This is a genomic window from Methylomonas sp. HW2-6 (assembly GCF_052474525.1).
The window spans coordinates 72,075-92,843 of record NZ_CP184122.1; the positions used below are offsets into that span (position 1 = coordinate 72,075).

The 20,769-nt window shown below is 47.6% G+C and carries 28 protein-coding genes; 4 read left to right on the forward strand and 24 right to left on the reverse strand.

The features are described from left to right. Window positions 1-76 precede the first annotated feature (76 nt). The 19 genes from ACH518_RS00365 to ACH518_RS00455 form a co-directional block, all read right to left on the reverse strand. The gene (locus ACH518_RS00365) at window positions 77-667 is read right to left on the reverse strand and encodes a hypothetical protein (protein ID WP_445370098.1); all 591 of its coding nucleotides are present in this window, start codon (window positions 665-667) and stop codon (window positions 77-79) included. 100 nt (window positions 668-767) lie between these two features. Beyond that, window positions 768-1,214 (reverse strand): DUF7832 domain-containing protein, encoded by a 447-nt coding sequence (locus ACH518_RS00370; RefSeq protein WP_445370099.1) that lies wholly within the window; start codon window positions 1,212-1,214, stop codon window positions 768-770. A gap of 34 nt (window positions 1,215-1,248) precedes the next feature. Beyond that, a complete protein-coding gene (locus tag ACH518_RS00375) occupies window positions 1,249-1,707 on the reverse strand; it encodes a DUF695 domain-containing protein (protein ID WP_445370100.1) in 459 nt (152 codons plus the stop codon). A gap of 90 nt (window positions 1,708-1,797) precedes the next feature. After that, window positions 1,798-2,421 carry a hypothetical protein gene (locus ACH518_RS00380; protein WP_445370101.1) on the reverse strand — a complete coding sequence of 208 codons (624 nt, stop codon included), beginning with the start codon at window positions 2,419-2,421 and terminating at the stop codon, window positions 1,798-1,800. A 76-nt stretch (window positions 2,422-2,497) separates the two neighbouring features. Continuing rightward, complete coding sequence (locus tag ACH518_RS00385) at window positions 2,498-2,854, reverse strand: hypothetical protein (RefSeq protein ID WP_445370102.1); 357 nt, start codon at window positions 2,852-2,854, stop codon at window positions 2,498-2,500. Window positions 2,855-2,976: 122 nt separating this feature from the next. Further along, a complete protein-coding gene (locus ACH518_RS00390) occupies window positions 2,977-3,885 on the reverse strand; it encodes an IS3 family transposase (protein ID WP_445370121.1) in 909 nt (302 codons plus the stop codon). Continuing rightward, complete coding sequence (locus tag ACH518_RS00395) at window positions 3,843-4,157, reverse strand: transposase (protein WP_445370103.1); 315 nt, start codon at window positions 4,155-4,157, stop codon at window positions 3,843-3,845. The genes ACH518_RS00390 and ACH518_RS00395 overlap by 43 nt, the downstream gene beginning before the upstream one ends. A gap of 51 nt (window positions 4,158-4,208) precedes the next feature. Continuing rightward, window positions 4,209-4,607, reverse strand: coding sequence for a hypothetical protein (locus ACH518_RS00400; RefSeq protein WP_445370104.1), 399 nt, complete (start codon window positions 4,605-4,607; stop codon window positions 4,209-4,211). Between the two features lie 53 nt (window positions 4,608-4,660). After that, the gene (locus ACH518_RS00405) at window positions 4,661-5,056 is read right to left on the reverse strand and encodes a DUF2750 domain-containing protein (protein WP_445370105.1); all 396 of its coding nucleotides are present in this window, start codon (window positions 5,054-5,056) and stop codon (window positions 4,661-4,663) included. A 16-nt stretch (window positions 5,057-5,072) separates the two neighbouring features. After that, window positions 5,073-5,471 (reverse strand): hypothetical protein, encoded by a 399-nt coding sequence (locus tag ACH518_RS00410; RefSeq protein WP_445370106.1) that lies wholly within the window; start codon window positions 5,469-5,471, stop codon window positions 5,073-5,075. Between the two features lie 131 nt (window positions 5,472-5,602). Beyond that, the gene (locus ACH518_RS00415) at window positions 5,603-5,863 is read right to left on the reverse strand and encodes a type IV pilus assembly protein FimV (protein WP_445370107.1); all 261 of its coding nucleotides are present in this window, start codon (window positions 5,861-5,863) and stop codon (window positions 5,603-5,605) included. Between the two features lie 90 nt (window positions 5,864-5,953). Beyond that, window positions 5,954-6,445 (reverse strand): DUF4240 domain-containing protein, encoded by a 492-nt coding sequence (locus ACH518_RS00420; protein ID WP_445370108.1) that lies wholly within the window; start codon window positions 6,443-6,445, stop codon window positions 5,954-5,956. A gap of 22 nt (window positions 6,446-6,467) precedes the next feature. Continuing rightward, window positions 6,468-6,902: a DUF4304 domain-containing protein gene (locus ACH518_RS00425; RefSeq protein WP_445370109.1), complete on the reverse strand. Its 435-nt coding sequence runs from the start codon at window positions 6,900-6,902 to the stop codon at window positions 6,468-6,470. Between the two features lie 76 nt (window positions 6,903-6,978). Continuing rightward, window positions 6,979-7,512 (reverse strand): hypothetical protein, encoded by a 534-nt coding sequence (locus tag ACH518_RS00430; protein WP_445370110.1) that lies wholly within the window; start codon window positions 7,510-7,512, stop codon window positions 6,979-6,981. Between the two features lie 54 nt (window positions 7,513-7,566). After that, window positions 7,567-8,190: a suppressor of fused domain protein gene (locus ACH518_RS00435; protein ID WP_445370111.1), complete on the reverse strand. Its 624-nt coding sequence runs from the start codon at window positions 8,188-8,190 to the stop codon at window positions 7,567-7,569. Between the two features lie 84 nt (window positions 8,191-8,274). Further along, the gene (locus ACH518_RS00440) at window positions 8,275-8,853 is read right to left on the reverse strand and encodes a hypothetical protein (RefSeq protein ID WP_445370112.1); all 579 of its coding nucleotides are present in this window, start codon (window positions 8,851-8,853) and stop codon (window positions 8,275-8,277) included. 99 nt (window positions 8,854-8,952) lie between these two features. Beyond that, window positions 8,953-9,429, reverse strand: a complete 477-nt coding sequence (locus ACH518_RS00445) for a DUF4262 domain-containing protein (protein ID WP_445370113.1) — start codon at window positions 9,427-9,429, stop codon at window positions 8,953-8,955. Between the two features lie 22 nt (window positions 9,430-9,451). Beyond that, window positions 9,452-9,907, reverse strand: a complete 456-nt coding sequence (locus ACH518_RS00450; RefSeq protein WP_445370114.1) for a hypothetical protein — start codon at window positions 9,905-9,907, stop codon at window positions 9,452-9,454. 91 nt (window positions 9,908-9,998) lie between these two features. Further along, a complete protein-coding gene (locus ACH518_RS00455) occupies window positions 9,999-10,382 on the reverse strand; it encodes a DUF4844 domain-containing protein (protein ID WP_445370115.1) in 384 nt (127 codons plus the stop codon). A gap of 516 nt (window positions 10,383-10,898) precedes the next feature. Here ACH518_RS00455 and ACH518_RS00460 point away from each other — a divergent pair. Continuing rightward, window positions 10,899-11,183: a phage integrase N-terminal SAM-like domain-containing protein gene (locus ACH518_RS00460; RefSeq protein WP_445370116.1), complete on the forward strand. Its 285-nt coding sequence runs from the start codon at window positions 10,899-10,901 to the stop codon at window positions 11,181-11,183. 163 nt (window positions 11,184-11,346) lie between these two features. Here the strand turns inward: ACH518_RS00460 and ACH518_RS00465 are convergent, their stop codons facing one another. After that, the gene (locus tag ACH518_RS00465) at window positions 11,347-12,429 is read right to left on the reverse strand and encodes a hypothetical protein (RefSeq protein ID WP_445370117.1); all 1,083 of its coding nucleotides are present in this window, start codon (window positions 12,427-12,429) and stop codon (window positions 11,347-11,349) included. A 92-nt stretch (window positions 12,430-12,521) separates the two neighbouring features. Between ACH518_RS00465 and ACH518_RS00470 the strand changes: the two genes are divergently transcribed. The 3 genes from ACH518_RS00470 (at window position 12,522) to istB (ending at window position 15,318) form a co-directional block, all read left to right on the forward strand. Continuing rightward, window positions 12,522-12,827 carry a hypothetical protein gene (locus ACH518_RS00470; RefSeq protein ID WP_445370118.1) on the forward strand — a complete coding sequence of 102 codons (306 nt, stop codon included), beginning with the start codon at window positions 12,522-12,524 and terminating at the stop codon, window positions 12,825-12,827. 200 nt (window positions 12,828-13,027) lie between these two features. Then, window positions 13,028-14,572 carry an IS21 family transposase gene (gene istA, locus ACH518_RS00475; RefSeq protein WP_445370119.1) on the forward strand — a complete coding sequence of 515 codons (1,545 nt, stop codon included), beginning with the start codon at window positions 13,028-13,030 and terminating at the stop codon, window positions 14,570-14,572. Continuing rightward, entirely contained in the window at window positions 14,572-15,318 is a 747-nt protein-coding gene (istB, locus tag ACH518_RS00480; RefSeq protein ID WP_445370120.1) for an IS21-like element helper ATPase IstB, read from the forward strand. Before istA ends, istB begins: the two co-directional genes overlap by 1 nt. Window positions 15,319-17,222: 1,904 nt before the next feature. Here the strand turns inward: istB and ACH518_RS00485 are convergent. From ACH518_RS00485 to ACH518_RS00500, 4 genes are all read right to left on the reverse strand, one after another. Further along, window positions 17,223-17,798 carry a transposase gene (locus tag ACH518_RS00485; RefSeq protein ID WP_269770679.1) on the reverse strand — a complete coding sequence of 192 codons (576 nt, stop codon included), beginning with the start codon at window positions 17,796-17,798 and terminating at the stop codon, window positions 17,223-17,225. Between the two features lie 500 nt (window positions 17,799-18,298). Continuing rightward, window positions 18,299-18,682 carry a hypothetical protein gene (locus ACH518_RS00490; RefSeq protein ID WP_096876923.1) on the reverse strand — a complete coding sequence of 128 codons (384 nt, stop codon included), beginning with the start codon at window positions 18,680-18,682 and terminating at the stop codon, window positions 18,299-18,301. After that, the gene (locus ACH518_RS00495) at window positions 18,675-19,730 is read right to left on the reverse strand and encodes a ParB N-terminal domain-containing protein (RefSeq protein WP_096876922.1); all 1,056 of its coding nucleotides are present in this window, start codon (window positions 19,728-19,730) and stop codon (window positions 18,675-18,677) included. Before ACH518_RS00495 ends, ACH518_RS00490 begins: the two co-directional genes overlap by 8 nt. Beyond that, on the reverse strand, window positions 19,727-20,635 hold the full coding sequence (locus ACH518_RS00500; RefSeq protein WP_096876921.1) for a ParA family protein: 909 nt from the start codon (window positions 20,633-20,635) through the stop codon (window positions 19,727-19,729). The genes ACH518_RS00495 and ACH518_RS00500 overlap by 4 nt, the downstream gene beginning before the upstream one ends. Window positions 20,636-20,769 lie beyond the last annotated feature (134 nt).

Here is a 20,769-nt window from a genome sequence, read left to right on the forward strand (position 1 = left end):
CATTTTAGGTTGAAAATCACCGGACGAAGGCAAGCTATGCTTGCCTTCGTCCGGTGGATTGGAAGGTTAGGCATTTTCACCATAAGTGCCACCATGGCTTAGAGACGGCGGCAAGCAAGCCCTCACGAGAGAGCTCAAGAATCTCAAAACTTCCGTCTTCGACCCCAGGAATGTCTTCATCGTGCTTGAAGCCGACATAGGATTTTGCGAGTTCTAGCGGAATCTCAAAAATCCAGTCGACCTCGGCTTTTTTTCCACCTTCAGCGTCTTGCTTCGAGCCATAGTGCACGCGTAAATCTGAAAACAATTCGGGAGGTGCGCCCTCAAAACTGAGGTCTGTAGGTCCGTAGTCCCCACCTCTGTGCTGGATGCGCCAGTTTTGTTGACCATCGTTCCATTCAGCAGACGATGAGAACATGACGTGTTCCTCAATCGAGCACGCTATCGCAGTGCAGTTCGACGATACGTGTTGAACGACTACATTGGAGATGAGTTTGTGATCACAACCTTTGGCCACCATCAAATACCAACCCGAATGCAGTTGACGCCCCACGACGAGGGCATGGCCATAGTCACTAAGTTTTCCAGTCGTGCTGAGTCCCAGTTGCTGATGGATAGCTTCAACCGTTTTGCCTTTTATGGCGAGCCACGACAATGCGTACCCCATGGTTTCTCCTATGTCCAACGATAAGGGTAAGTTGACAGCGAAGGCGTAGAGACAATAGCCGCGTAGCTTTTACCGGCCAAATTTACCTGTTGTTTAGGGTTTACCAAAATTTCCACCAAGACTTCCCTTTTCGAGTAGCGATTTTCAGGTTTCCATTTTTGAATTCATTAAACTTGACATCCAGAAAGCTAGCGAGCCGGTCAAAGTCGATACTTTCCCATTCGCCGTAAACAACATTTGGGAAAAAGATACCAAGATCAGCAAGATAACTCTCGTAGTACGCTGATGTGAATTGGTTGCCGACATCATTCAAGTTCCATTCTCCAAATTTCCAATCCATGTACTCATCGAAGTACGTCGCTGCGGATAGTTCCCCCTTCCGAACTTGTTCCAGCACCTCTGAATCTTCCTTCGCAATTTCTTCAGCGATCAGATTTCGTTGAATACACCAACGAACGTAGGCGGCGATATGGGTCGCTGCATTTTCCTCAGGCAGACTTTTTTCAGCGCAAGTATCCGTATGCCAATCAGCTCGATCATAAGACATTTTTTAAACCCTAGCGATAAAGTTCACTCGTTGGTTAGCCATTAGCCCATTGCATGTAGGTTTCCCAATTTTTTTCAATAGTAGCAATGCATTGCACGTTATGAGAAGGAATTCCGTTTTTTAATTCCTGATGGAAAGATGCAACGTCAATCTCAGGCTTGGTGCAGTAAACAAACTCTTTAAACGTGCCAGTTGTGATTGCTAAAGCTTGAACAGCAGATCCTTTTGATTTCAGCATCTCTAAAACTTTGTCCTCAATGATACTGACAGTCTTATTTTCTTCCGGATCGGGCATTTCACCGTGGCGAGGATTATTTAACGGAATTGCAATTCCAATTTTCAATACGAGTTCTGAGTTACCGACAAACGAACGAAGATTTGCATTTATTCTGACGACGATGGGGCTACCATCATACTCACCCTGAGCGACTTGCCAGTTGTCATCGGCGAACATCATTGATGAATCATGCACTTTCTTAAAAAGTCCAAACATTATGTATTTTCCTTTTTGGCACTTGATGGCTAACGCCGAGCCCACCCGACGAAAACTGCATAGCGATTTTTGAACGGGTAAATCGACGTATTATGCGTTTGTAAGCCCAACTAGACTCATTTTTGTTTGTTCATATTTGTCTCCGACTAGCCCTACTGTGGGATGGTAGCGAAATCCTGATTTTTCCTGCGCTGCTGCTTCAAGCGCTGCCTTTGCATACTGCTGTGCCTCGGAGATGTTTCCTGCGTTTTGCAACAGGATTGCATAGGTGGCGGACCAAATAAAGTGATCAACTGGAAACATTAATCTGGTTTTGGTCTTTTCCAGGAGTGTAATGCACCCCTGATAATATTCCTTTAGGCCATAAGTCGCGACCAAGTATGGATATTCGAGGTAAGCTCGGGTTTGTAGTTGAGGATACGCAACTTCCCTAGCAAGAGCAGATTGATACGCTTGGATTGCTAGATTCAATTGGTCAAGCGATAAATGTGCTTTGGCTTTATCAACCCATGCTTGTGCGCAATCGAAGTGCTCGCCAAGAGCAAAGTACTGATCAAGTAGTTGTAAAGTTATCTCTGGTTGGGATTCGGCAAGTATGCTGGCTTGGATGCGCAGGTATTGACTTTTATCACGCGCACGCTTCAGTTTTGCCGTAAAAGCAACTTCGATAACTCCATCCCACGTATTGTTTCGATACCAGTCGTGGCGGCTCATTTTAGCGACACATCATGTAAATCTAATATGTGGGAGCGATAGCCACCGTACCGCTTGAGCGTTAAGTTATAAGGTATTATTGATTCCATTCGTCACCAGTTGATCTGCGATATGGCTTTGGTTTGTCATCTGCCGGTATGGAGAACTTACAGTTACAGCAAGAAAGTTTTTTGATATTTATGAAGCAGGACAAAGCCCATATGCTAAAAAATCTTTTATCGCAGTTTGGGCACGTCGCCGAAATAACATGGAATGCTATCAACGCCCAAGTGGAATAAGCTCCTATAGAAAATATAAGATCATAATTATTAATGCCGAGTCCGACCATTTCAGATGTTGCAACTGAAATAAATGCTAATAGTGCAGGGATGCCACAATATTGCAATTTCCGTTTGATTTTATGTAACTCTATGAGTTTTTGATCTTTGTTCATTATTATCTCAAGGACTTATAACGTGCTAGGTAACCGACCGCCGCAGCGCGCAGCCTAAAGGCGGTCCGGTTGGGCGTCACTTTACGTAGCCCTGTAATGGTCAACAAAAACCGGACACCACATCAGGCAGCGTTTCTATAAAATTCCCGCTCGAATTCAAGCGGGGATTGATAGCCCAATGTTGAGTGCGATCGGCGGCCGTTATAAAAAGCCAAATAATCGATCACGCTCAGTTTTGCCGCTTCTTGGGTTTTGAATTTTTCGTAGTTGAGTTGCTCATGCTTCAAACTGCGAAAAAATCGTTCGGTTGGGGAGTTGTCCCAACAGTTGCCTTTGCGGCTCATGCTTTGTTGCATCTTCATCACCGCCAAATGTTGACGGTATTCACGACTCGCATACTGACTGCCACGATCCGAGTGATGCAGCAAGCCGGGTGGCGGTTTACGGCGCCAGAAGGCCATTTGCAAGGCCCGTGCGCAGAGCGAGGTGCGCATGTGATCGTCAATCGCCCAGCCCACGACTTGGCGGGAAAACAGATCGATCACTACCGCGACATAAAGCCAACCTTGCAGGGTCCATACGTAGGTAATATCGGTCGTCCATACTTGATTGGGCTTAGCCACTTGGAATTGCCGATCCAGCCGGTTGGGCGAAATGGCCTCGTTATGATGACTGTCGGTCGTGACTTTAAATCGCTTGGGATAGCGAACCTGTAATTTTAAATCTCGCATGATGCGGCGCATTTTAAAGCGCCCAACGGTAAAGCCTTGTTTTTGCAACCGATCCGCTAAACGACGCGAACCAAAGCACTGCTTATTGTCGATGAAAATCTGCCTCGCCTTTTCGGCAACACTTTGATCTTGTTGATCTTTGTCGCGTTCTTGCGGGGCTTTTAACCATTCATAATACGCACTGGTGCTCACCTGCATCACTCGACAGAGCACGGTCACTGGATACGTCTTCTGTTGCGCCTGAATAAACCCGTACTTTATTCGGCTTCTTTCGCAAAGAAGACGGCGGCCTTTTTTAATATCTCACGCTCCATTCGCAACTGTTCATTTTCCTTGCGCAAGCGAATCAGTTCATCGTGATCCCCCAAACTCAAGCTTGGCTTTTTCGTCGACGAGCCCTTGGTAGACGGCTTGCTCTCCGCTCGAACCCAGCGCCTCAGGGCGCTTAATGATATGCCCAGATGATCGGCGGCTTGTTGCTGGCTGTAGCCTTTTTCAAGAACCAGCTTGGCGGCATCTTGCTTAAATTCCAGACTGTATTTGGGCCGTTTGTGTTTTTGCTCGTTTGTCATGGTCACCTCTGCTGACAGTATAAAGTCTGCCTTTTGAAGTGTCCGGGTTCATTAAACCATTTCACCCAAGGCGGCTGTTCTTGGAGTGCGCCAAGGATGGAATGCTTGATCGCGATAAGTTGCCACAAACGTGATTGCCTCCTTGAGCGTTCGTGGATAGGGCACTACTTGATTTCCACCCGCAGGACTATGGATATAGATAGATTGAAAGAGAAAGCCATGGGCTGCGAGAAGTTGAACTTTCTTCCATTGCATTGCCTCGGTCTTTTTCGGTGCATGAAACTTGCGGCCCAACATTGTCATTGGCGTTGAGCACTGCGGGCAGAGGCGAACGTCGAGTGAGTGAGGCATTCGGAACGACTTACGGCATTTGAAGCAAACAAAAGGAAAAAGATAGCGCTGGATGTCACGCTCCTTTGGGAAGTAGGTGTGATGATTAAAGCCGACCATGGGTGCGAATTATTATGACGCCCAACGTCTGTACACACTGACGCTACGTGGTTTCATCGCGTAGCGTCCGGCGGAATGATAGGTTGGGCAACAGGTTGATTAAGCAGTGCGAGAACGTTGCGCTCAATATCAGTTGGTTCGACATCGTAGCCTGTTGCATTTGGGCCGCTCCAGTTTAAACCAGCCAGCATTCCGTCCTTCATTAGCCCAGGAATCCAGCGCTGGTTAAATGTTTCCCAAGCAATTGGCTCTGGCCTGAAATCTCGATAAGCCTCCACGTTTGTGATGATTTGCAAGGCTCTGGATTTTGACGACCAGAATGGCATCGCGCGTTTTTTATCTCCGTTGATTGGCGCAGGAAATCCCGCGCTATCTCGAATGGCCCAAACAACGCGGGCTGCAGCAACCTCGCGGTAAAAACTAGCGGCGTTTGGGGCGGCGATGCTCATGGTATCCAACCTGGAGTTAAGCGACCGACGGGGCTGTTTGCTGCAACGCCGGGTTGGGCGTCTGACGTTGGTGATATGTGTGCTGTTCCACAAGGGCTCCTTTGTATTCGATCTCGTCTGTTTTTATAGACGAGCTACAAACAAAGTCGAAGGAAATGATCTTCTTCCGATTTGTGCTAATTCGTTCGGTACTATGCTTGAGTTCAATGGATGCGGCTCTTATTTGGTCACGATCAATATTCTCCGCTGCAAAACGATTGTTCAGCCACATGCTCAATTCGCCAGTGATCCTCAGCGCAGGAATTGAGCCGGAACTGTGTGAGTTGCTCGCATTGATGAGGTCGACATGAAGTATTCCGTCTGGCAACTCAGCCAAGGTTTCGTAATCTTCGCCCAGACGCCAGCCAACAATCATCTGACAAATGGTGTCGCTATACCTTGTAGCACTTTTCGTCTCATTCTGACACCCAGCGATAAGGTTAACTTGACGGTGAAAGCTTAGCGACGACAGGCGCGCGGCTTTTGCCGGTCAGTTTGACTCGCGGATTAGGGTTGCTTTGATAATTCATCCAATTTCTCTCCAATATCCATTCGATTTGGGTTCTCTCGTTGAGCCTTTTTGAGTAATTCAATTGCTTGCTTATCCTGCCCGTAAGCCATGTAGACTTCAGCTTCCGCAATAGGATCAGATTTTTGCCCCTTACGTTTAGGGTACTTGATCCGTTGCCAAATCGTCAGTCCGAGAAACGCAATAAAGAATGTTCCTGCAAGTAACAATCCGGCTAGCTGTGAGTTCTGAACGACCATAGTCACCCGACAGCAGAGTTAACCGGCTGCCGGAGCCAATGCGGAGGGGCCTGCAAGCCTAGCTTGCAGTCGGTCCGGTTGAGCGCCAAGTCATGCGAACTTTTCGGCGAGTTGCGGATAGAGTTCATAGACTTTGTCTTCATCCCATGCTTGGCCAGACGGTTCATCGGGATGGGGACTTTCGCGATTGACGATTGACCCCACGGCGGCCTTGACACCGTCGGTCACCGCATACTGATAGCCCTCATAAAACCATGCGTCTTCGTCAAAATCTTCCGCGGCCAATGACTCAGGATCTGCGAGTGCGCGCTCAAACGCAGTGCGACCGCGAGAAATAAGTGAGGCTCGAAAATCAGAAAAGGTGTCGTCGCCGCAGCCACCGTTGATGACATATGCCGCGCCCCACAATGGATACGAATAGGCACGATCCATCATTGCACGGAAAAGAGCCGAAAACGCTCTCGCATCATCTTTGGGTAGTTCGGAGAGCGCTGTGCGAATCAACTCGCATTTCTGATCCATGTCGCCGTTAGATTGCTCGTGCGCCGAGTCGATGATCGTCCAGAATTTCATTTCATCCATAAACACCTCCTTGAGTGCCATGTTAGGAATTATTGATTTGCTGCTGAATAGCGGGGATAGCTTTGTTGCAAATTGCGTCTACGACTTCACTAACTAGGCCCTGCAAATTAGTGGTTGAATCAACTGACCACCAATAATCTTCGCCTTGTGGCATTAAATAGCCAATCCGTTTAACCCACCCAACCGGCCAATGAATATTTGCTGAAGGTTTGACAGGCAAATAACTCAACTTTTGCCGGGCAGACTCCCAATCTTCCTTAGGCACGACATAAAGATTGATTGTGAACTTTAGGCCATTAGAATCGCTAAACATGGATTTTTGTAGCCCGATTAATGCCCAATGCTTATCTGATTTTATAGTGTAATTCTGGCCCGAACCCTTAAGGCCATATTCTCTTAACTTTGGAGCTACTGAGTCTTTTAATAGATATTTAAACGTGTCTTGGATCTTGGTCATTCTGATGCCTAACGTAAAAGTGAGGGGTGCGACGCCGATAGGCAGAGTTTCTTACTCGGCTGTCGGGTTGGGCCGCTTATCGCTGGAAGAACCATTGCATAAATTCCTCGGCGACTTTCGGCGATAACTCCTGAGCCGCCTCAGCAACTGCAACTTGACCTTTTGATGCAGCGATGGCCGAAAGAGCACAAGCCAAAAAGGTTTCATCCCATTCACGGGCAGAGGCGGCTGCAACTAAAGCAGGCAGCCGCGACAGCGCATTGAAGTACGAAGGCGCAATATCTTCTGGAACGGATATACCATTCTTTTTGCGACATATTTCCACCCAAGCGGGAAACTGAAAATAAGTGAATTCCGCTTTCAACGGTGACGAAGCAAGAACTTTGACCACATGCGGAACTGCGGCAAACGAGGCCGTATAAACATCACCTTGATGAGCAAGTGAACTCCACAATGAAAACCAAGGCTCCTTATCGTCTGACGAATCAGGAACTTCAGCGAGTTGCTTCAACAAACCAGGTATATCGGACGCCTGCCCATAAGCGTGCTGCAACTCAGACCAGCGCGAACTTTCGAGACTTAGCAATACGACCTCCTTTTGATAGTTCACTCAATCAAAACCGCATCGCGGTATTTGGGCGGGTGGAGCGCCGTGTTATGCGATTTAGACAACACTTACTCTGTCTTTACTGGTGAAAAGCCCACCTGTATTTGTCACAATTAATTCCTTTAGCTCATCTGACGATGCTTTCTTGGCGAATTCTAGTTCTGCCGGAGTAATGCCTACCACTTGCAGTAAATCAACTCGCCCTGACTTAATAGAAAAACTTTTCGGAAAATTAATTGGTTGTGTAAACATCATGGTTTTTATACCCGCTGATAAAGTGAGAGGAACACGGTTCCCATAATCAAGAGGCGGATAATCCCCTATTTTCCCGGCAAAAAGCAGCAAGTTATACGCCATTAAAGTTTGTAACACCTCAACAGCCCACATTTCTTCTTCATTGGTTTCCATCAGAAACTCTACACCCTGACCTGAATAGTCTTCTGGGGATTCGGCTTCCCATGGATTTGACATACCAGATGTAATATATGCCCATGTTTTTCTATTTTCAGTTGGAGGGCATTTAAATACACCGTGCGTCAACCAGCGAGGGTCAACGGCATCTGCATTCATCCGGTTAAATATCTCGGTTGATAATGGGTAAATGCCTAGTCCAGTATCACCAAATATTTGTTTGTATGCTTTTTCTTCCCGCTCTTCCCAACATTCTTCAAGAAAACTCATAGCCTTTCCTTAGCATAACACTGAGCTAAACCGAACGCTGAAGCATAGCGGAAGCTGGTTGGATTGAGAAACATCTTATGTTTTTCATGACCATCCTTTAAATTCATGCACTCTGAATTCTTCAGGCGTTAATGAATTTTCATACTCGCACACTTCTTTAAGTGCTTGGGAAACTATCGTATCACTACTAGGCCACGTGTCTGAAAACGCTTGCCAGCATATACCTTTCGTTACCTCAGTGATTGTTGCAGATGCAAGTAATGCCATTCTCAGATCAAAAGTATCCGATGAGCCAAAATTGAATAAGGTTGATTTCGTGCACTTTTTAAGATGTTGATCTATTTCCGCATTAGCGAAGTATGCAACCGGTACTGGTTTTTTGAGGAGTTTATCTAACCAAGATTGCTTAGGCTGCTTTATATGCTTATTGACATCGAAATCGTCGTAATAGAACTCAAATCCTGCATAGTAATCTTTGCCTATTAATTCAGGGTGTGAATGGTCCTGTATATTGATTTTAAAAGGCAAAAATCCCGAATGCTTGCTAAACGAGAACTCAGGATGAATTTGGCACGACATGCCGAGCTCTTGCATTTTTTGTAACCAAATTGGAACAATTAAATCGTCCAACTCATTTAGAAATACATTTATATCCATGCTCATGTTAGTTCTCTCCAAGAAACATAAAGTGCTAAGTGAGGGAGGCTACGCCGGCTTGCCAGCGTAGCCTCCCTGCGGCGAACCAGATACCTCGAACGTATGTTAGGTGCCATGCCGTGTCGCCCCTGATACGGGTTGAATTGACCGAAACGATTCGGATACCGCAGCGTGCCAAGGGAAGAGGCCTTCGCGAGACGGCCAAACGACTTGGTATAGTGGGAAGGCGTCACCCTCATAAAACCACCTGCAAAAGCCCACGTTTTCGCGATAGTGGGAAATAGGAACCTCGACAAAACAGCATGAATAACCCTCCAGCAGTTCTTCTGTGGGGAGCGCGAGACCAATGGGATTGCCGTCTTTTATGGCTTCTGCGGCGATATGCAGTATTTGATGCGCTACGTTAGCAGGCAGCCCGAAAATGATGAGTTCGGGATGCTGATAAGAGTGAAACAGCCCAACAGTGAACGAGTAAGGGGGCAGTTCGCCTTCAGCCAAAATATTGAGGCAATGCCAACCAAATTTCTCGACATCTTCGAGGAGCTTGGTTTCACCGGGATCTGTGCCAACAGTACGAACCATGTTTTTGGAACCTAACTTAGAGCTAATCGGCGCTGCTCGGCTTTTCGCGCAGCGTGGAGGGTTGGGCGCCTAGTGGCTGACCGCTTCTAGTGATTGCGAAGAGTTCGCCGAGCGTGAGGTTCTCGCTCCAGACGCTCGCGAACGGCAACCCGTAATTTGCCTCCATGTCCTTCGCAAGGGTTTCCACCTCAAGAGCGTCCGGTATCCAGTGGCTTGGGTAAAGTGCCCGATATATCGACAAGATTTTGTCGTTGGGGCTAAACTTCAACTTCTCCTTGTTTGGGAAAGCAAACGCATCAACAAAGAGCGCCAAGAACTCGCGAATTTCGGCCTTGGGTGCATTGGGGAATGCTTCGCGCCAGCCCTTGCCTTGGCAGCCCCGGCTAGCAAACGGCCCGGGTAAACGACCAGCCGACACGACGCCCCACAGAATGACGGAGGTAACCGCAATCACAAGGACGACGGTTGAGAGAGCCATGGTTTATGACGCCCAACGTAGAGCTAATCGGCGCTGCGCGGCTTTATCGCGCAGCGTCCAGCGACCGAAGGGAGAGAGGTTGAGCGCAGGGTTAGCCACGACTGAAGAACCGCAACAGAGTTGATAGCCAATAGCCATAGAGCCACCGATTTAACAATGGCCCGACTTTGACGCCCACACATTGTCCCAATTGGTTGTAGTAGAAGCAGAGATATTCTCGGTCTTCGGTATCGAACGGCTTTTCGACAGAACGAAGTGAGGTCGCGATACAAGCTTTGAGCTGAGTCGGCTGTGCACCACGTTGCACGAGCAACGACAGGTCTGTGGCGCACTCATTGAGTGCGGCCACCATAGGTTGTGTTACCGATGCGGGCGACGGATTGATAAGACGAAACTCTGGCTCGATGCACCGAAACTTTTTTGTGTCTCGAAAAGCAGCTAGAGCAGAGAGCATAGTGTTGGCGTCGGAGTTCATTGAGTGACTAACGAATAGAGTTAACCTGCCAAAATGGAGCGAAGCGGAGTTTTGGTCAGGTTGAACGACTGGTTAAATGCCGTAGCGACATTTCGAAACAACAATTCTGATTCAAGCAAAGAAACTCGACTGACGCTGAAAATCATGGCTTAACCTGGAGGGAAAAACCTTGTCTGGTTGAACGCATGTTAACCTGCAAGGTTTTTCCCTCCAGGTAATAGCATATTTTCATGATTTCTTCAGCTATTATTTGCCGTTTCTTCGCAATCATCTTTTATTGTTTTCTAAGCCTTTTGAGATTGGCCCGCATTTAACTATCGATTATCAGGCAAATCTGCCCGACAAGTTGATATTCCGGGTCTTTTCGGGCGCTTTTGCCCTGATGGCAGCCGATTCGCACACACATGCCTTAATAACCTTATATTCGCCATAGATTCGGAAGGAATTGCCTCTATAAATAATAAGCGCCTCACTATATTTGTTAATCATTTGAAGTCAAGCACAAAATCGCCGATCTTGCTGGAAGATGTTATTGGGATCGTGCGGATCAAGCATTATCCGCCGTATACCGAGCGCACCTATTGTGAGTGGATCAAACAAGTTCATGAAGTTTCATCGACTGGCGAAAGGGCTGCTTTGTTTGAGGATGCGGCGGCCAAGATCGCGACGTTTTTGAGCTATCTGGCCACCCAGCGTCAAGTGGCTTCTGCCACGAAGAATCAGGCGATGACAGCAGTGCCAGCGGCGGCTGCGTATTGGCTGAGGCCGTTGCTGGTGTATTTGCCAATACCGTTGGTGTAGCCGGTCCATTGGTAGCTGTCGTTAGTCCAGCTGGCCGCCTTGATGTCTTGCACCTGGTTACGGGTGTAGCTCCAGGTGTTGTCCTGGGCGGTGCCGGCCAGGTTTTGGGTGAGGCTGGCCAGCGCCGACTGGGTGTCGTAGCTGGCCAGATGGTACTTATCTTTTATCGAATTTGATTTTGTGCTCCCCTAAAAGTATTGCATTCTTTCTCCAGCTCTAACCAAAGCCAATCCTGACCGTACGATCCCACCGTTTCCATACACAGGTGTATCCAGCCCCATTGCCATGTCATGAAATCAGTCTGCCAACTTATCAATTGCCGCTCGGTGGGTGGTCCATAGCGCCAGTTCGGGCTCAGCACGATGTCTAGACCGAATCGCGCGTAAAGGCCGTATTGACCATCCAATAGCTTATACATAAGCTTGCAACGATCAGTCCAGGATGTGACCGACTGCGCCGGTAGCCGATAAAGCGTGCTATGCAGCAATTCGACGGCCCATGAGTAGTGAACAGGGTTGACCGCGAACTTTCTGTCGCCCCAGTCGGTTTGGCAAAAGACTTGGGCTAAAAACACCACATACAATTCTTCAGCGATACGCCTGTCATAAAAGTCTACCCCCATCATCAGTAACAACCGGTAAATATCTTCGGCTTGCCAGCGGTTGTGGTCATGATTCCCCCGTTGTTTGGACTCTCGCCAATACAACACTAAGGCCGTCAAGGCGTCGAGATTGCCTAATTTGAGCAACTTGCGGTGTAGTTCCGATGAGTAAGACTGACGCTGCTTTACGATGCTGATACCACCCTCCTTCGAAGCGCCATAGACAATGGCTTGAACGCGCGGCTCCAGCTTTTCCAGCCAGACATCGATTTTGGGTAGCGCCCGGTCGCCCAGACGTAGCACTTCCCAGAGCGGGTGATTGATTTCTCGGGCGGAACCCGGCGCCTTGGCGTCCACTAGAGCAATCAATGTGGGACCTGGCTTGTGTTTTCCGGCTGGATATTTGCTCCATTTATTCTTCGCTGGTGTTCCAATATTGTTCTGCGGCTCGAAGTGCTTTTCCAGCTGATACGCGGTGGTTAATTGGGTTTTCTGCTGGAGGCCAACATACCAATAATGTGTTCTTAGTCGATTGATAAGACGACGATCATAGGGATTATTGGCAAATTGTTGCAGATAATTTATTTTCGCGTCGTCGAGGCGAAAATTGATAAATGCTTGTTTTAATTGATCTAGGCTTGCCATTTTAGGGTAAAACTTTGCTCAATCTCTCCTGTTTCGCGGATAGCGTACATCAGTTACCCTATTGCGCATCAAAAATTGCTACCGAACGTGACATGACACAACCCGAGCCAATCGAGCCATTAGTACAGGAATTGCTGGAAACATTGACTCGCCTGTACGGCCCGCTCTTGGCAAGTCGCGACCTCTGGAAATTGTTGGGATTTACCAATCCGGCGGCTTATCGCCAAGCCCGTTTGCGGCAACGGATACCGGTAGTGGAATTCGAAATTGAGGGCCGGCGTGGCCGTTTTGCGTTGACGCAGGATGTTGCACGTTGGCTAGCCGAACAGCGCTTATCTTTCCCACAAACTAATAAAGAACAGGAGCCAACGAATGAACTAACTGACAAGCCCAAATAATTCACAGACTCAGAACGACAAAAGCCCAGGGCGGCAACCCCGGGCTTTTCAAGAAACCGTCAAGAAATTCATACACTCATGACGATTTCATTGTCGATCTAATCCAGGCCGGCGTCAAGTCGGCCGTCTGTTCCAAAACCCATTTTTTAATACATCGCAACGGGCGAAGGATTTCGCACGCCCGTTGCGAAGGAATGACAATGAAAATATCCATCACCACTTTGCGCCAAGTGATTCGACTCTTGGCAGACCCAGACCTTTCGATGCGCTCCATTGGCATCTCCTGCCGCATTTCACCCAATACCGTCAGAGCGGTCCGAGCGGTGTTGCTCGGAAAACAATTGACATGGGCTGACCTCCACGCCTTGGATGACGGCAAGCTTTACCAAGCGTTGTTCGGCGATAAAAAGTCGGGCGATTCTCGAAAACCTGTTCCAGACTGGATTCAGGTGCATTCCTCATTGCAGCAGCGCGATATGACCTTGCAATTGCTTTGGGACGAATATCGCCAACGCAATCAAGAGGGGTTTTCCTACGAGCAATATTGCCGCCGTTACCGAACCTGGAAACGCAGTTGTAAGATCAGTCTGCGGCAAATCTATTATCCGGGCGAATACATTTTCGTCGACTTTTGCGGGCGCACTATGCCGATTCGTAACGCTGAAACTGGCGAAGTCTGGTTCGCCCAGGTATTTGTCGGGGTGTTAGGCGCTTCCGGGTATTTGTTTGCCGTTGCCGTCGCATCCCAGAAAATCGCCGACTGGCTCAAGGCTCACACGCTCATGTTGGCGCACATCGGCGGCGTACCGCGTTACATCGTCCCGGACAATCTAAAATCCGCCGTGCTGAAGAACAACAAGCAGGGATTATTGCTCAACTCCGCGTATCAGGAACTTGCCGAGCATTACGATTTCATCATAATGCCGGCTAGACCGCGTAAGCCTAAGGATAAATCACTCGGCGAAATCGGCGTACAAATCGTGCAGCGTTGGGTGCTGGCCCGGTTACGCGATCAAGTGTTCTTTAGTTTGGACGCATTGAATACCGCCATCAGCTACTGGATGGAAAAACTCAATGAGCGTACCACTCGCACTTATCCGAATAGTCGGTTCCAACGCTTTTTCGAATTGGATGCACCGGTGTTAGAAGGGCTTCGCAGCGACCCCTATCCTTACAGCCAATGGCGCTACCAGGTGAGAGTCGATGAAAGTTACCATGTTGACTATGAGCAACACCAGTATTCAGTGCTGTATACCTACGCCCATCAACACGTCGATATTCGGGCCAACGACGAGTTTGTTCACGTCTACTACCAACGCCAGCTAGTAGCATCGCATATCCGCCAAATTGGCCCAGGCCGAACCACCTTGGACGAGCATATGCCGCCCAACCATCGTTTGTTTCGCGAAGGGACACTGGAAGGATTACAAACCTGGGCGCAATCCCTCGGCCCGTCTACCGTGACGTTTCTGCAACGTAGCTTGGAAGACAAGCGCCACTTTGCCAGCCGTCTGAAAGCCGCGCAATTACTAAGGCGAGAAGCCCAGAAAGACAACTGGCAGGGGCGCATTGAATCAGCTTGTACCCATGCACTACGGTTGAATTGCCTGGGTTTTGACCGGCTAAGGGGGATTATTCGTACCAATGCCGATAGTCGACAGTCTACGGTGCCCACCGTCAAGGTAATTGAACACGAGAACTTGCGTGGCGCCGATTATTTCACCACCACATCGGAGGCACCCTAATGATCATCGCTGGAACCATACCCCATAAACTCGCGCAGCTTGGCCTACACGGCATGGCCGAGGCCTTGGAAAAACAGCAGTCCGAGCCGAAATTTACCGACATGCCGTTTGAGCAACGTCTGGGTTTGTTAATCGAGCAGGAGTTGTTGAGTAAAGACGCCCGCAAGATCGAACGACTATTGAAAAACGCCAAACTCCGTTACTCCCAGGCGGTACTCGAAGACATCGATTACCGGAATCAGCGTAGCCTGGACCCTTTGCAATTACAAACCTTGGCGACCGGTGAATGGATGCGGCAAAAGCAAAACCTGATTCTGACCGGTACGACCGGCACCGGAAAAAGCTGGATCGCCTGTGCCTTTGGTCAACAAGCTTGTCGGCGAGGGTTAAGTACGCTCTATATGACCGCAACCCGCTTATTTGAGAATTTAACCCTGGGGATGGCCGACGGCAGTTTGCCCAAACTGCGACGTCAATTAATCAGCGCATCGTTGTTAATCATCGACGATGTCGGCATTGGCGGCGTACCCGCTCAATTAGGGCCGATACTTTTAGAAATCCTGGATCAGCAATCGATGGTCGGCTCCTTAATCCTCACCAGTCAATACCCGACTAATAAATGGTACGAATTATTCGAAGACGCCACGGTCGCGGACGCGATTTTGGACCGGATCGTCCATCGAGCCCATCCGATAGAGCTCAAGGGTGAATCAATGCGGAAGCTGAAAGGTAAAAACACGTCTTAAGGACCTAAAATCTATTACTTGTGCACCTGTCAGACCGTGGGTGTGCAAGTAATGCACTTAGGTGCGTGCACTTGGGTGTGCAAGTGCGTGCAATTACGCACTGGATAACAAACGATTCGTAAAGATGGCTAGAAACTAGATATCTACCCATCATATTTGTTAGAAACAATTGTATTCGATAATCTCTGTACCATACAGTTATTGATAGGACTCGAACTCCAAAGGGTCAAAATTTAGGATAGAAAACAATATATTTCACCGTCGGCAATAGAGAAAGTTACTTGCTGATATACCAAAAAAGCTGCCTTTCATTAACTGCCGCTTTTGGTCGAGTTGAATAGCCGAAATGGGTCGATTGCGCCAAGTTGCCACGTCCAAAAGCAGTCATTCAAAACGAGCATAATCGTTCCGGAAACGATGCCTTGGTTTGATTTAGAAATGGATGGCGGTTTGACTAGATTATGCCGATAGCGCTATAGCAAGTCCCCATTATCCTGGTGACCTAAGTTAGCCATAATTTCGACTATCCCGCCATTGATCCGATAAAAATGGCTATTTTTGCCCATCCCCTCGAAAAGGTAAAAATTAGCAATAGAAGATGCTGTCGGCACCATAAATCCTTCGTCTATACCCTGCACGGATATAGTCAACGGCCTGATATAAATAGGGCTTCTCCGCGATCTACTCAAAACGCCGAGCATCCTTTGATGATATTGATCCGCCCTCTGGATGCCATGTGTTCTAACACCATATAGCCAAAGTCTCTTCAAATCGGTGCGGGCTTTTTCCGAGATCTTATGCGACTTCGCGGGCCTTGGGGAAATCTGGCGATTAGACCGCCAACCGGCACAGGGCTAGATAAAGTGTTTTCGCGGGCGCGAAAAAACATAGTTGCGGGGTAATTATATGCGCTTGTGTAGCGACGCATCCCAAATTTTTCTAAGCAAGTCCCTCTCTTCCGCTCAACCAAGGATGATTGGCTGTTTCCCGCGGTTGCCCTGGCTTCCGGACGTTTGGTGACACTAATACAAAATAATTAATTCAGTCATTCACTGAATTAATTAACTTATAATAATTTCTACTACTGATTATTATCCTTATCAGCAGTAGCCGCATTAAACCTTGATATATTTGTGCAGTCTTATAACCAAGTGAATATCAAAAGAATTCTGCGGCCCTCCCCCGTTTTAACGACCAATCTAGCTCCGGTTACTCCGAATAAATGCGAAAGCCCTCTTATCTGGCCCCCTGCCTATTTCATGACAGTCCGTCAAATATGTCGCCGCAAGCCGCACGGGGCCAGAGAGCGGTGCTGCATTAGGTTTTGATATTGACACCTATTCGATCGGCTAATCCGAAAAGTGTGTCGTAAGCTTCGGCGTCGCCCAACAAGCTGCGTGAATTCCTTTCCGACTTAATAGGAATGCAGTTACCAAAATCCACGACAGCGCGTGTGGAATCGTCTTGCCTGGATATTCGGCACAGCCCTTGGATTTGTGGACAGTGATGATGGAAGACCTCGGCCCACTTGCTGTGGCCGGATATTGGTCCTTCTCGGTATCGATGAGTTGAAACTACTGATTGACCATAACAGTTGAATGAACCTGGTCAACTAACTTGCCATTTTCGAAGTTCTTAAAACCTGCTGTGTAAGGGACATCGTGAAACACTCTCTCTATGCAAGCACATTTCATCGCCGTCCCACCTTACAGCGCGGGAAAGGTTTACACAATTTATCTTGAATAGGACTAAAACGCACATTCCCATGTATGCTCGGATCGGATTGGCGCTTAGATGGAGCCTGTGGAAAACCTCACCCTTCGTAAGCGAGATGACCGTAACATGAAGCTGATGTGGTGGACTGGGTGCGAAAACTTTTCCTTATCGACAGGTAACGGAGAAGCTCATCCTTTAACTATGCGCCAGTTCCTGAACCTCGTCCATGGCAGCCTCGGCCACCCGCTCCGGCGCGGCAACAAATTCTGAGGTCGATTGCCCTCAAAAAGCTGTTGTCCGTGTGAATCCAGTATGCTGTTCCTGTGGCCTCTAAAGATTCCAATGATCTTGGCCATGACTTTTATTGGCGGCAAGCCTCCCGCACTGTCCAGCCTGTAATCCGGAAAATAATCGACGCCGCCATGGTTTATCGCAAAAATCATTCCCTGCTTTTTCCATTTATTAGGCTGAGCGCTCGAAGTTCGTGTACTCAATCCTGCCAGTTGCGCGGATGTTGGCGGAAAGGTCGGCAACGCTAATGTGCCGTGCCGGACAGAGGCGCCTGCTTCTTGGTATAAGCCTATCCATTTACGCAGCAGATTGGCATTGATGCCGTGTTCTAACGCGATCTTGGCAACCGATAGTCCCGGTTGCAAACAGATTCGGACCAGTTCCCGTTTCGCTTCCGGATCATAAAGACATCGGCCATCTCGCCCGTGTCCTGCAATCAATGGGCGCGATAAGCGAGTAGTCTGCTCCTTCATAAGTGCCCACCTGATTATAAGTGGACACTATCTCTTCGCTTCTTTCGAGCAAGTGATATAGACGCTGTCTATAGATCGCCTACCAGTCAACTAATCACTACTTTTCATTACAGCCCTACGTGCTCGCACAAGCATGGCAGCCTCCTTAAGCATTCGTGGAGATGGCGGAATCGCGGCACCAAGACCTCGGCCAAAGCCTGGAAAACATTTGGCTCGATGTGACCGAACGCGACCACGACAACGCGGCCTGCATACGAATGCTTGAATTTATTTGGGAATACCGACTAAGGTCGATATTCGCGGGTGGTTTGCAACGATGGCCATGCCCTACTCCTTTGCGAAGATAATAGGGTTCTATAGTTATTTCTAATAACCTTAATACATCCCCTCTTCCAAGTAGCTCAACTGACTTGATCTAGAATAAAGCAATGCACTTCATCACCTACACTTATCGCCGATCTTCTGGTAAACGAATGTTTCGGAAGAAACTCAATCCATAGTCATTCAGGCTTTTGGAAAAAGCCTATTAACCGCCTGTTAATGGCCGCCCGAATAATTGTAGATTGATTGGCATTAAGACTGGGATTCTGCAATGCTACTCGATGAGCTTCCATATTGATTTTTGCAACTAATTCGTCTGGAATACTGAATACATCTTGTGAATTTGGTTTGACAACCAATTCGGAAAGCAAAGCCCCTTCCCATCCATTCTTTGCTAATAAGGATTGTATTGCTTCGACAACCCATTTACTTTTCTGGCGCATGTTATAACCATCTGCCAATATCTTGGCTGGTAACGACAATTTAAGAGTCGCTGGTAGCTTTACAGTGACTTTCCTAATTGATGCATTTGCCTTGATACCCTGGGGACGAACATCAGCCATTTTTTTCTATCCAATAGTCTAAAAATGTTGCAAAGGCTTTCTTTACACTTTTAGGATCATCCCAGTTTAGAGCCTTGAACTCTTCCAAATGATCGTCGTCGACGTTAGCTAGAACCAACGATTTCAGAGCATTTAGATTTGTCGTGTGCCCCAGGGAAACCTTTGCCGTATTGCCACGCCCTCCTCTTTCACCAAACCATTGGCGAAATTGATGAGCTCGTTGGTCAGAGTCCGCTTTAGCTAATTCTAGTAACCTCGCAAACGATGCGTTTCCCTCAATAACGAATTGGATGACCTGTCTAACGTATTCATCATTTCGCGTTTGGACTACATTCATCCATTCATAAGCTTGCGATCTCGAAAGCCCTAAGGTATCAACCAAATCCCGCCACCGGACTGCCCTACCCTTTTCTTCTTGATGCGCTGAGAACTTTATCAGCCACCGTAGTTTGTCACCAATAGATAAATCATCACGTTGAACATTGTCGATGATGCCCAAGCGTTCTACCGTTTGTGCTTGTGGTTTCCGTAAAAATACCTTTACTGTAATTCGTTCAACATGCAAGAGGGTTAAATCCGGCTCCGGATTGATGGTTAGCTCATGTACTCTGTTCTCCTCCTCATCAATGATTGTTTCCAGGTGAAATAAACCGAAAATAGCAGCCATCGTTCGACGCTGCCCACCCATTAACTGAACGTGTTTTCCAGGCAATGCAAATGCAATTGGTGGATTAAGCAAACCAAATTCCTTTAAGCTCATCGCCAAAGTGATAATGCCTTCCAACTCCTCGGTTTTGTTCATTCGATACGGATCATCCTCTTGGATATATCCACGATAGATGTCACTAAGCGTTAAATGAAATGTCCTTGGCTGATCTTCCCATAGCTGAATATCTGCCAACGGTACTTGCCGTAGTTCGTACTCTTGCTGTTTTGCATTTTCAGCTGCCGCAATTTGCGCGGCTACTTTTGAGATCGTACCAGGTTGTACGCCTACTGCATTTCTTTTTAAAAGCCCCGGCTTTCTGGGTAGTCCTTCTTCGTTCATTTGAAGATCCTCTCAAAAATTACTTTGCAAAATTGTTCTGCCTCATTTCGAGCTGGTGTATTTTCGTGCATCTCAAAGAGTGAGCGCGGGTTCGCAAAGGTTGAAGAACTATTAGCATATGTCTGTAAATAACGCATTGGTGGGTAAATTAACTTGTCCCCTAATACTTCATTCTGAATTAGCTGTTCCATTGTTTTTCTTTGGGCAGCTGACTGTGGATCGTATTTTGTTGCCAGGATTCCAACCAATTGTAATTTATTGGTATCGCGCACCTGATTCTCGGCTTGCCATAGTTGCGCCATATCGGCCATACCGGCAACGGAATCTTCTTGCATCTCAGTGGGTATTAATAGGTGGGTGGCTGCACGAGCTGCTGATGCTGTTAATGCGGAGGTTTGGGGTGGGGTATCGATAATGACGAGATCGAACTCGTCTTGGTAATACTCCATCGACAACATAGCCCTCATATGCTCCACAACGGCTTCTTGAATACTATTCCTCTCAACTTGCTCGAGAAAGGATGTCAATTCTCTTTTGTGTGATGGGATAAAACTTAGAGTAGGATGATCTGTGGGATAAGGTTCTGCGTATCCTAATCGGAAAAATTCCGCGATGGACCAATATCCTGGCGGTGCATATGGTAATTCGTCCCATGTCGGATCCTTAGGATCAAAATTTGGATGAAAAGGTGGCGTACCGCCGTCTTCTGTCATCTGTACAAACCTTGCGGAGAAATTGCATTGTGGATCAATGTCAATGCCCAGCACTCGTTTCCCTTCACGGACGCTGTACTCTGTCAACAACTTTGACAAAGTTGTCTTTGCTACTCCACCTTTATGATTACCGATTGTGAGTACTTTCAGTTTTGCGTAATCCGGTATAGTTGTGATCTGTTCTGCTGCCATTTTGCTTTCACCCTATTTTTTTAGAGTCGATTCCTAAGTGTCCGGTACCGGACAGTTCTATTCCTAACTGTACTATACGCTTGATAGTACCACACTGCTTAGTGTATTGTACATTGACCAATTAGTATTTTACG

Coding starts and splice junctions, on each gene's coding strand:
- ACH518_RS00415 (WP_445370107.1), bottom strand. CDS start 5,863: ATGGTCGTTCAGAACTCACAGCTAGCCGGATTGTTACTTGCAGGAACA.
- ACH518_RS00410 (WP_445370106.1), bottom strand. CDS start 5,471: ATGATTGTTGGCTGGCGTCTGGGCGAAGATTACGAAACCTTGGCTGAG.
- ACH518_RS00425 (WP_445370109.1), bottom strand. CDS start 6,902: ATGACCAAGATCCAAGACACGTTTAAATATCTATTAAAAGACTCAGTA.
- istB (WP_445370120.1), top strand. CDS start 14,572: ATGATCATCGCTGGAACCATACCCCATAAACTCGCGCAGCTTGGCCTA.
- ACH518_RS00445 (WP_445370113.1), bottom strand. CDS start 9,429: ATGGTTCGTACTGTTGGCACAGATCCCGGTGAAACCAAGCTCCTCGAA.
- ACH518_RS00375 (WP_445370100.1), bottom strand. CDS start 1,707: ATGTTTGGACTTTTTAAGAAAGTGCATGATTCATCAATGATGTTCGCC.
- ACH518_RS00485 (WP_269770679.1), bottom strand. CDS start 17,798: ATGAAGGAGCAGACTACTCGCTTATCGCGCCCATTGATTGCAGGACAC.
- istA (WP_445370119.1), top strand. CDS start 13,028: ATGAAAATATCCATCACCACTTTGCGCCAAGTGATTCGACTCTTGGCA.
- ACH518_RS00470 (WP_445370118.1), top strand. CDS start 12,522: ATGACACAACCCGAGCCAATCGAGCCATTAGTACAGGAATTGCTGGAA.
- ACH518_RS00385 (WP_445370102.1), bottom strand. CDS start 2,854: ATGAACAAAGATCAAAAACTCATAGAGTTACATAAAATCAAACGGAAA.
- ACH518_RS00440 (WP_445370112.1), bottom strand. CDS start 8,853: ATGAGCATGGATATAAATGTATTTCTAAATGAGTTGGACGATTTAATT.
- ACH518_RS00500 (WP_096876921.1), bottom strand. CDS start 20,635: ATGGCAGCAGAACAGATCACAACTATACCGGATTACGCAAAACTGAAA.
- ACH518_RS00450 (WP_445370114.1), bottom strand. CDS start 9,907: ATGGCTCTCTCAACCGTCGTCCTTGTGATTGCGGTTACCTCCGTCATT.
- ACH518_RS00465 (WP_445370117.1), bottom strand. CDS start 12,429: ATGGCAAGCCTAGATCAATTAAAACAAGCATTTATCAATTTTCGCCTC.
- ACH518_RS00400 (WP_445370104.1), bottom strand. CDS start 4,607: ATGGTCGGCTTTAATCATCACACCTACTTCCCAAAGGAGCGTGACATC.
- ACH518_RS00380 (WP_445370101.1), bottom strand. CDS start 2,421: ATGAGCCGCCACGACTGGTATCGAAACAATACGTGGGATGGAGTTATC.
- ACH518_RS00495 (WP_096876922.1), bottom strand. CDS start 19,730: ATGAACGAAGAAGGACTACCCAGAAAGCCGGGGCTTTTAAAAAGAAAT.
- ACH518_RS00420 (WP_445370108.1), bottom strand. CDS start 6,445: ATGGATGAAATGAAATTCTGGACGATCATCGACTCGGCGCACGAGCAA.
- ACH518_RS00365 (WP_445370098.1), bottom strand. CDS start 667: ATGGGGTACGCATTGTCGTGGCTCGCCATAAAAGGCAAAACGGTTGAA.
- ACH518_RS00455 (WP_445370115.1), bottom strand. CDS start 10,382: ATGAACTCCGACGCCAACACTATGCTCTCTGCTCTAGCTGCTTTTCGA.
- ACH518_RS00435 (WP_445370111.1), bottom strand. CDS start 8,190: ATGAGTTTTCTTGAAGAATGTTGGGAAGAGCGGGAAGAAAAAGCATAC.
- ACH518_RS00405 (WP_445370105.1), bottom strand. CDS start 5,056: ATGAGCATCGCCGCCCCAAACGCCGCTAGTTTTTACCGCGAGGTTGCT.
- ACH518_RS00395 (WP_445370103.1), bottom strand. CDS start 4,157: ATGACAAACGAGCAAAAACACAAACGGCCCAAATACAGTCTGGAATTT.
- ACH518_RS00490 (WP_096876923.1), bottom strand. CDS start 18,682: ATGGCTGATGTTCGTCCCCAGGGTATCAAGGCAAATGCATCAATTAGG.
- ACH518_RS00370 (WP_445370099.1), bottom strand. CDS start 1,214: ATGTCTTATGATCGAGCTGATTGGCATACGGATACTTGCGCTGAAAAA.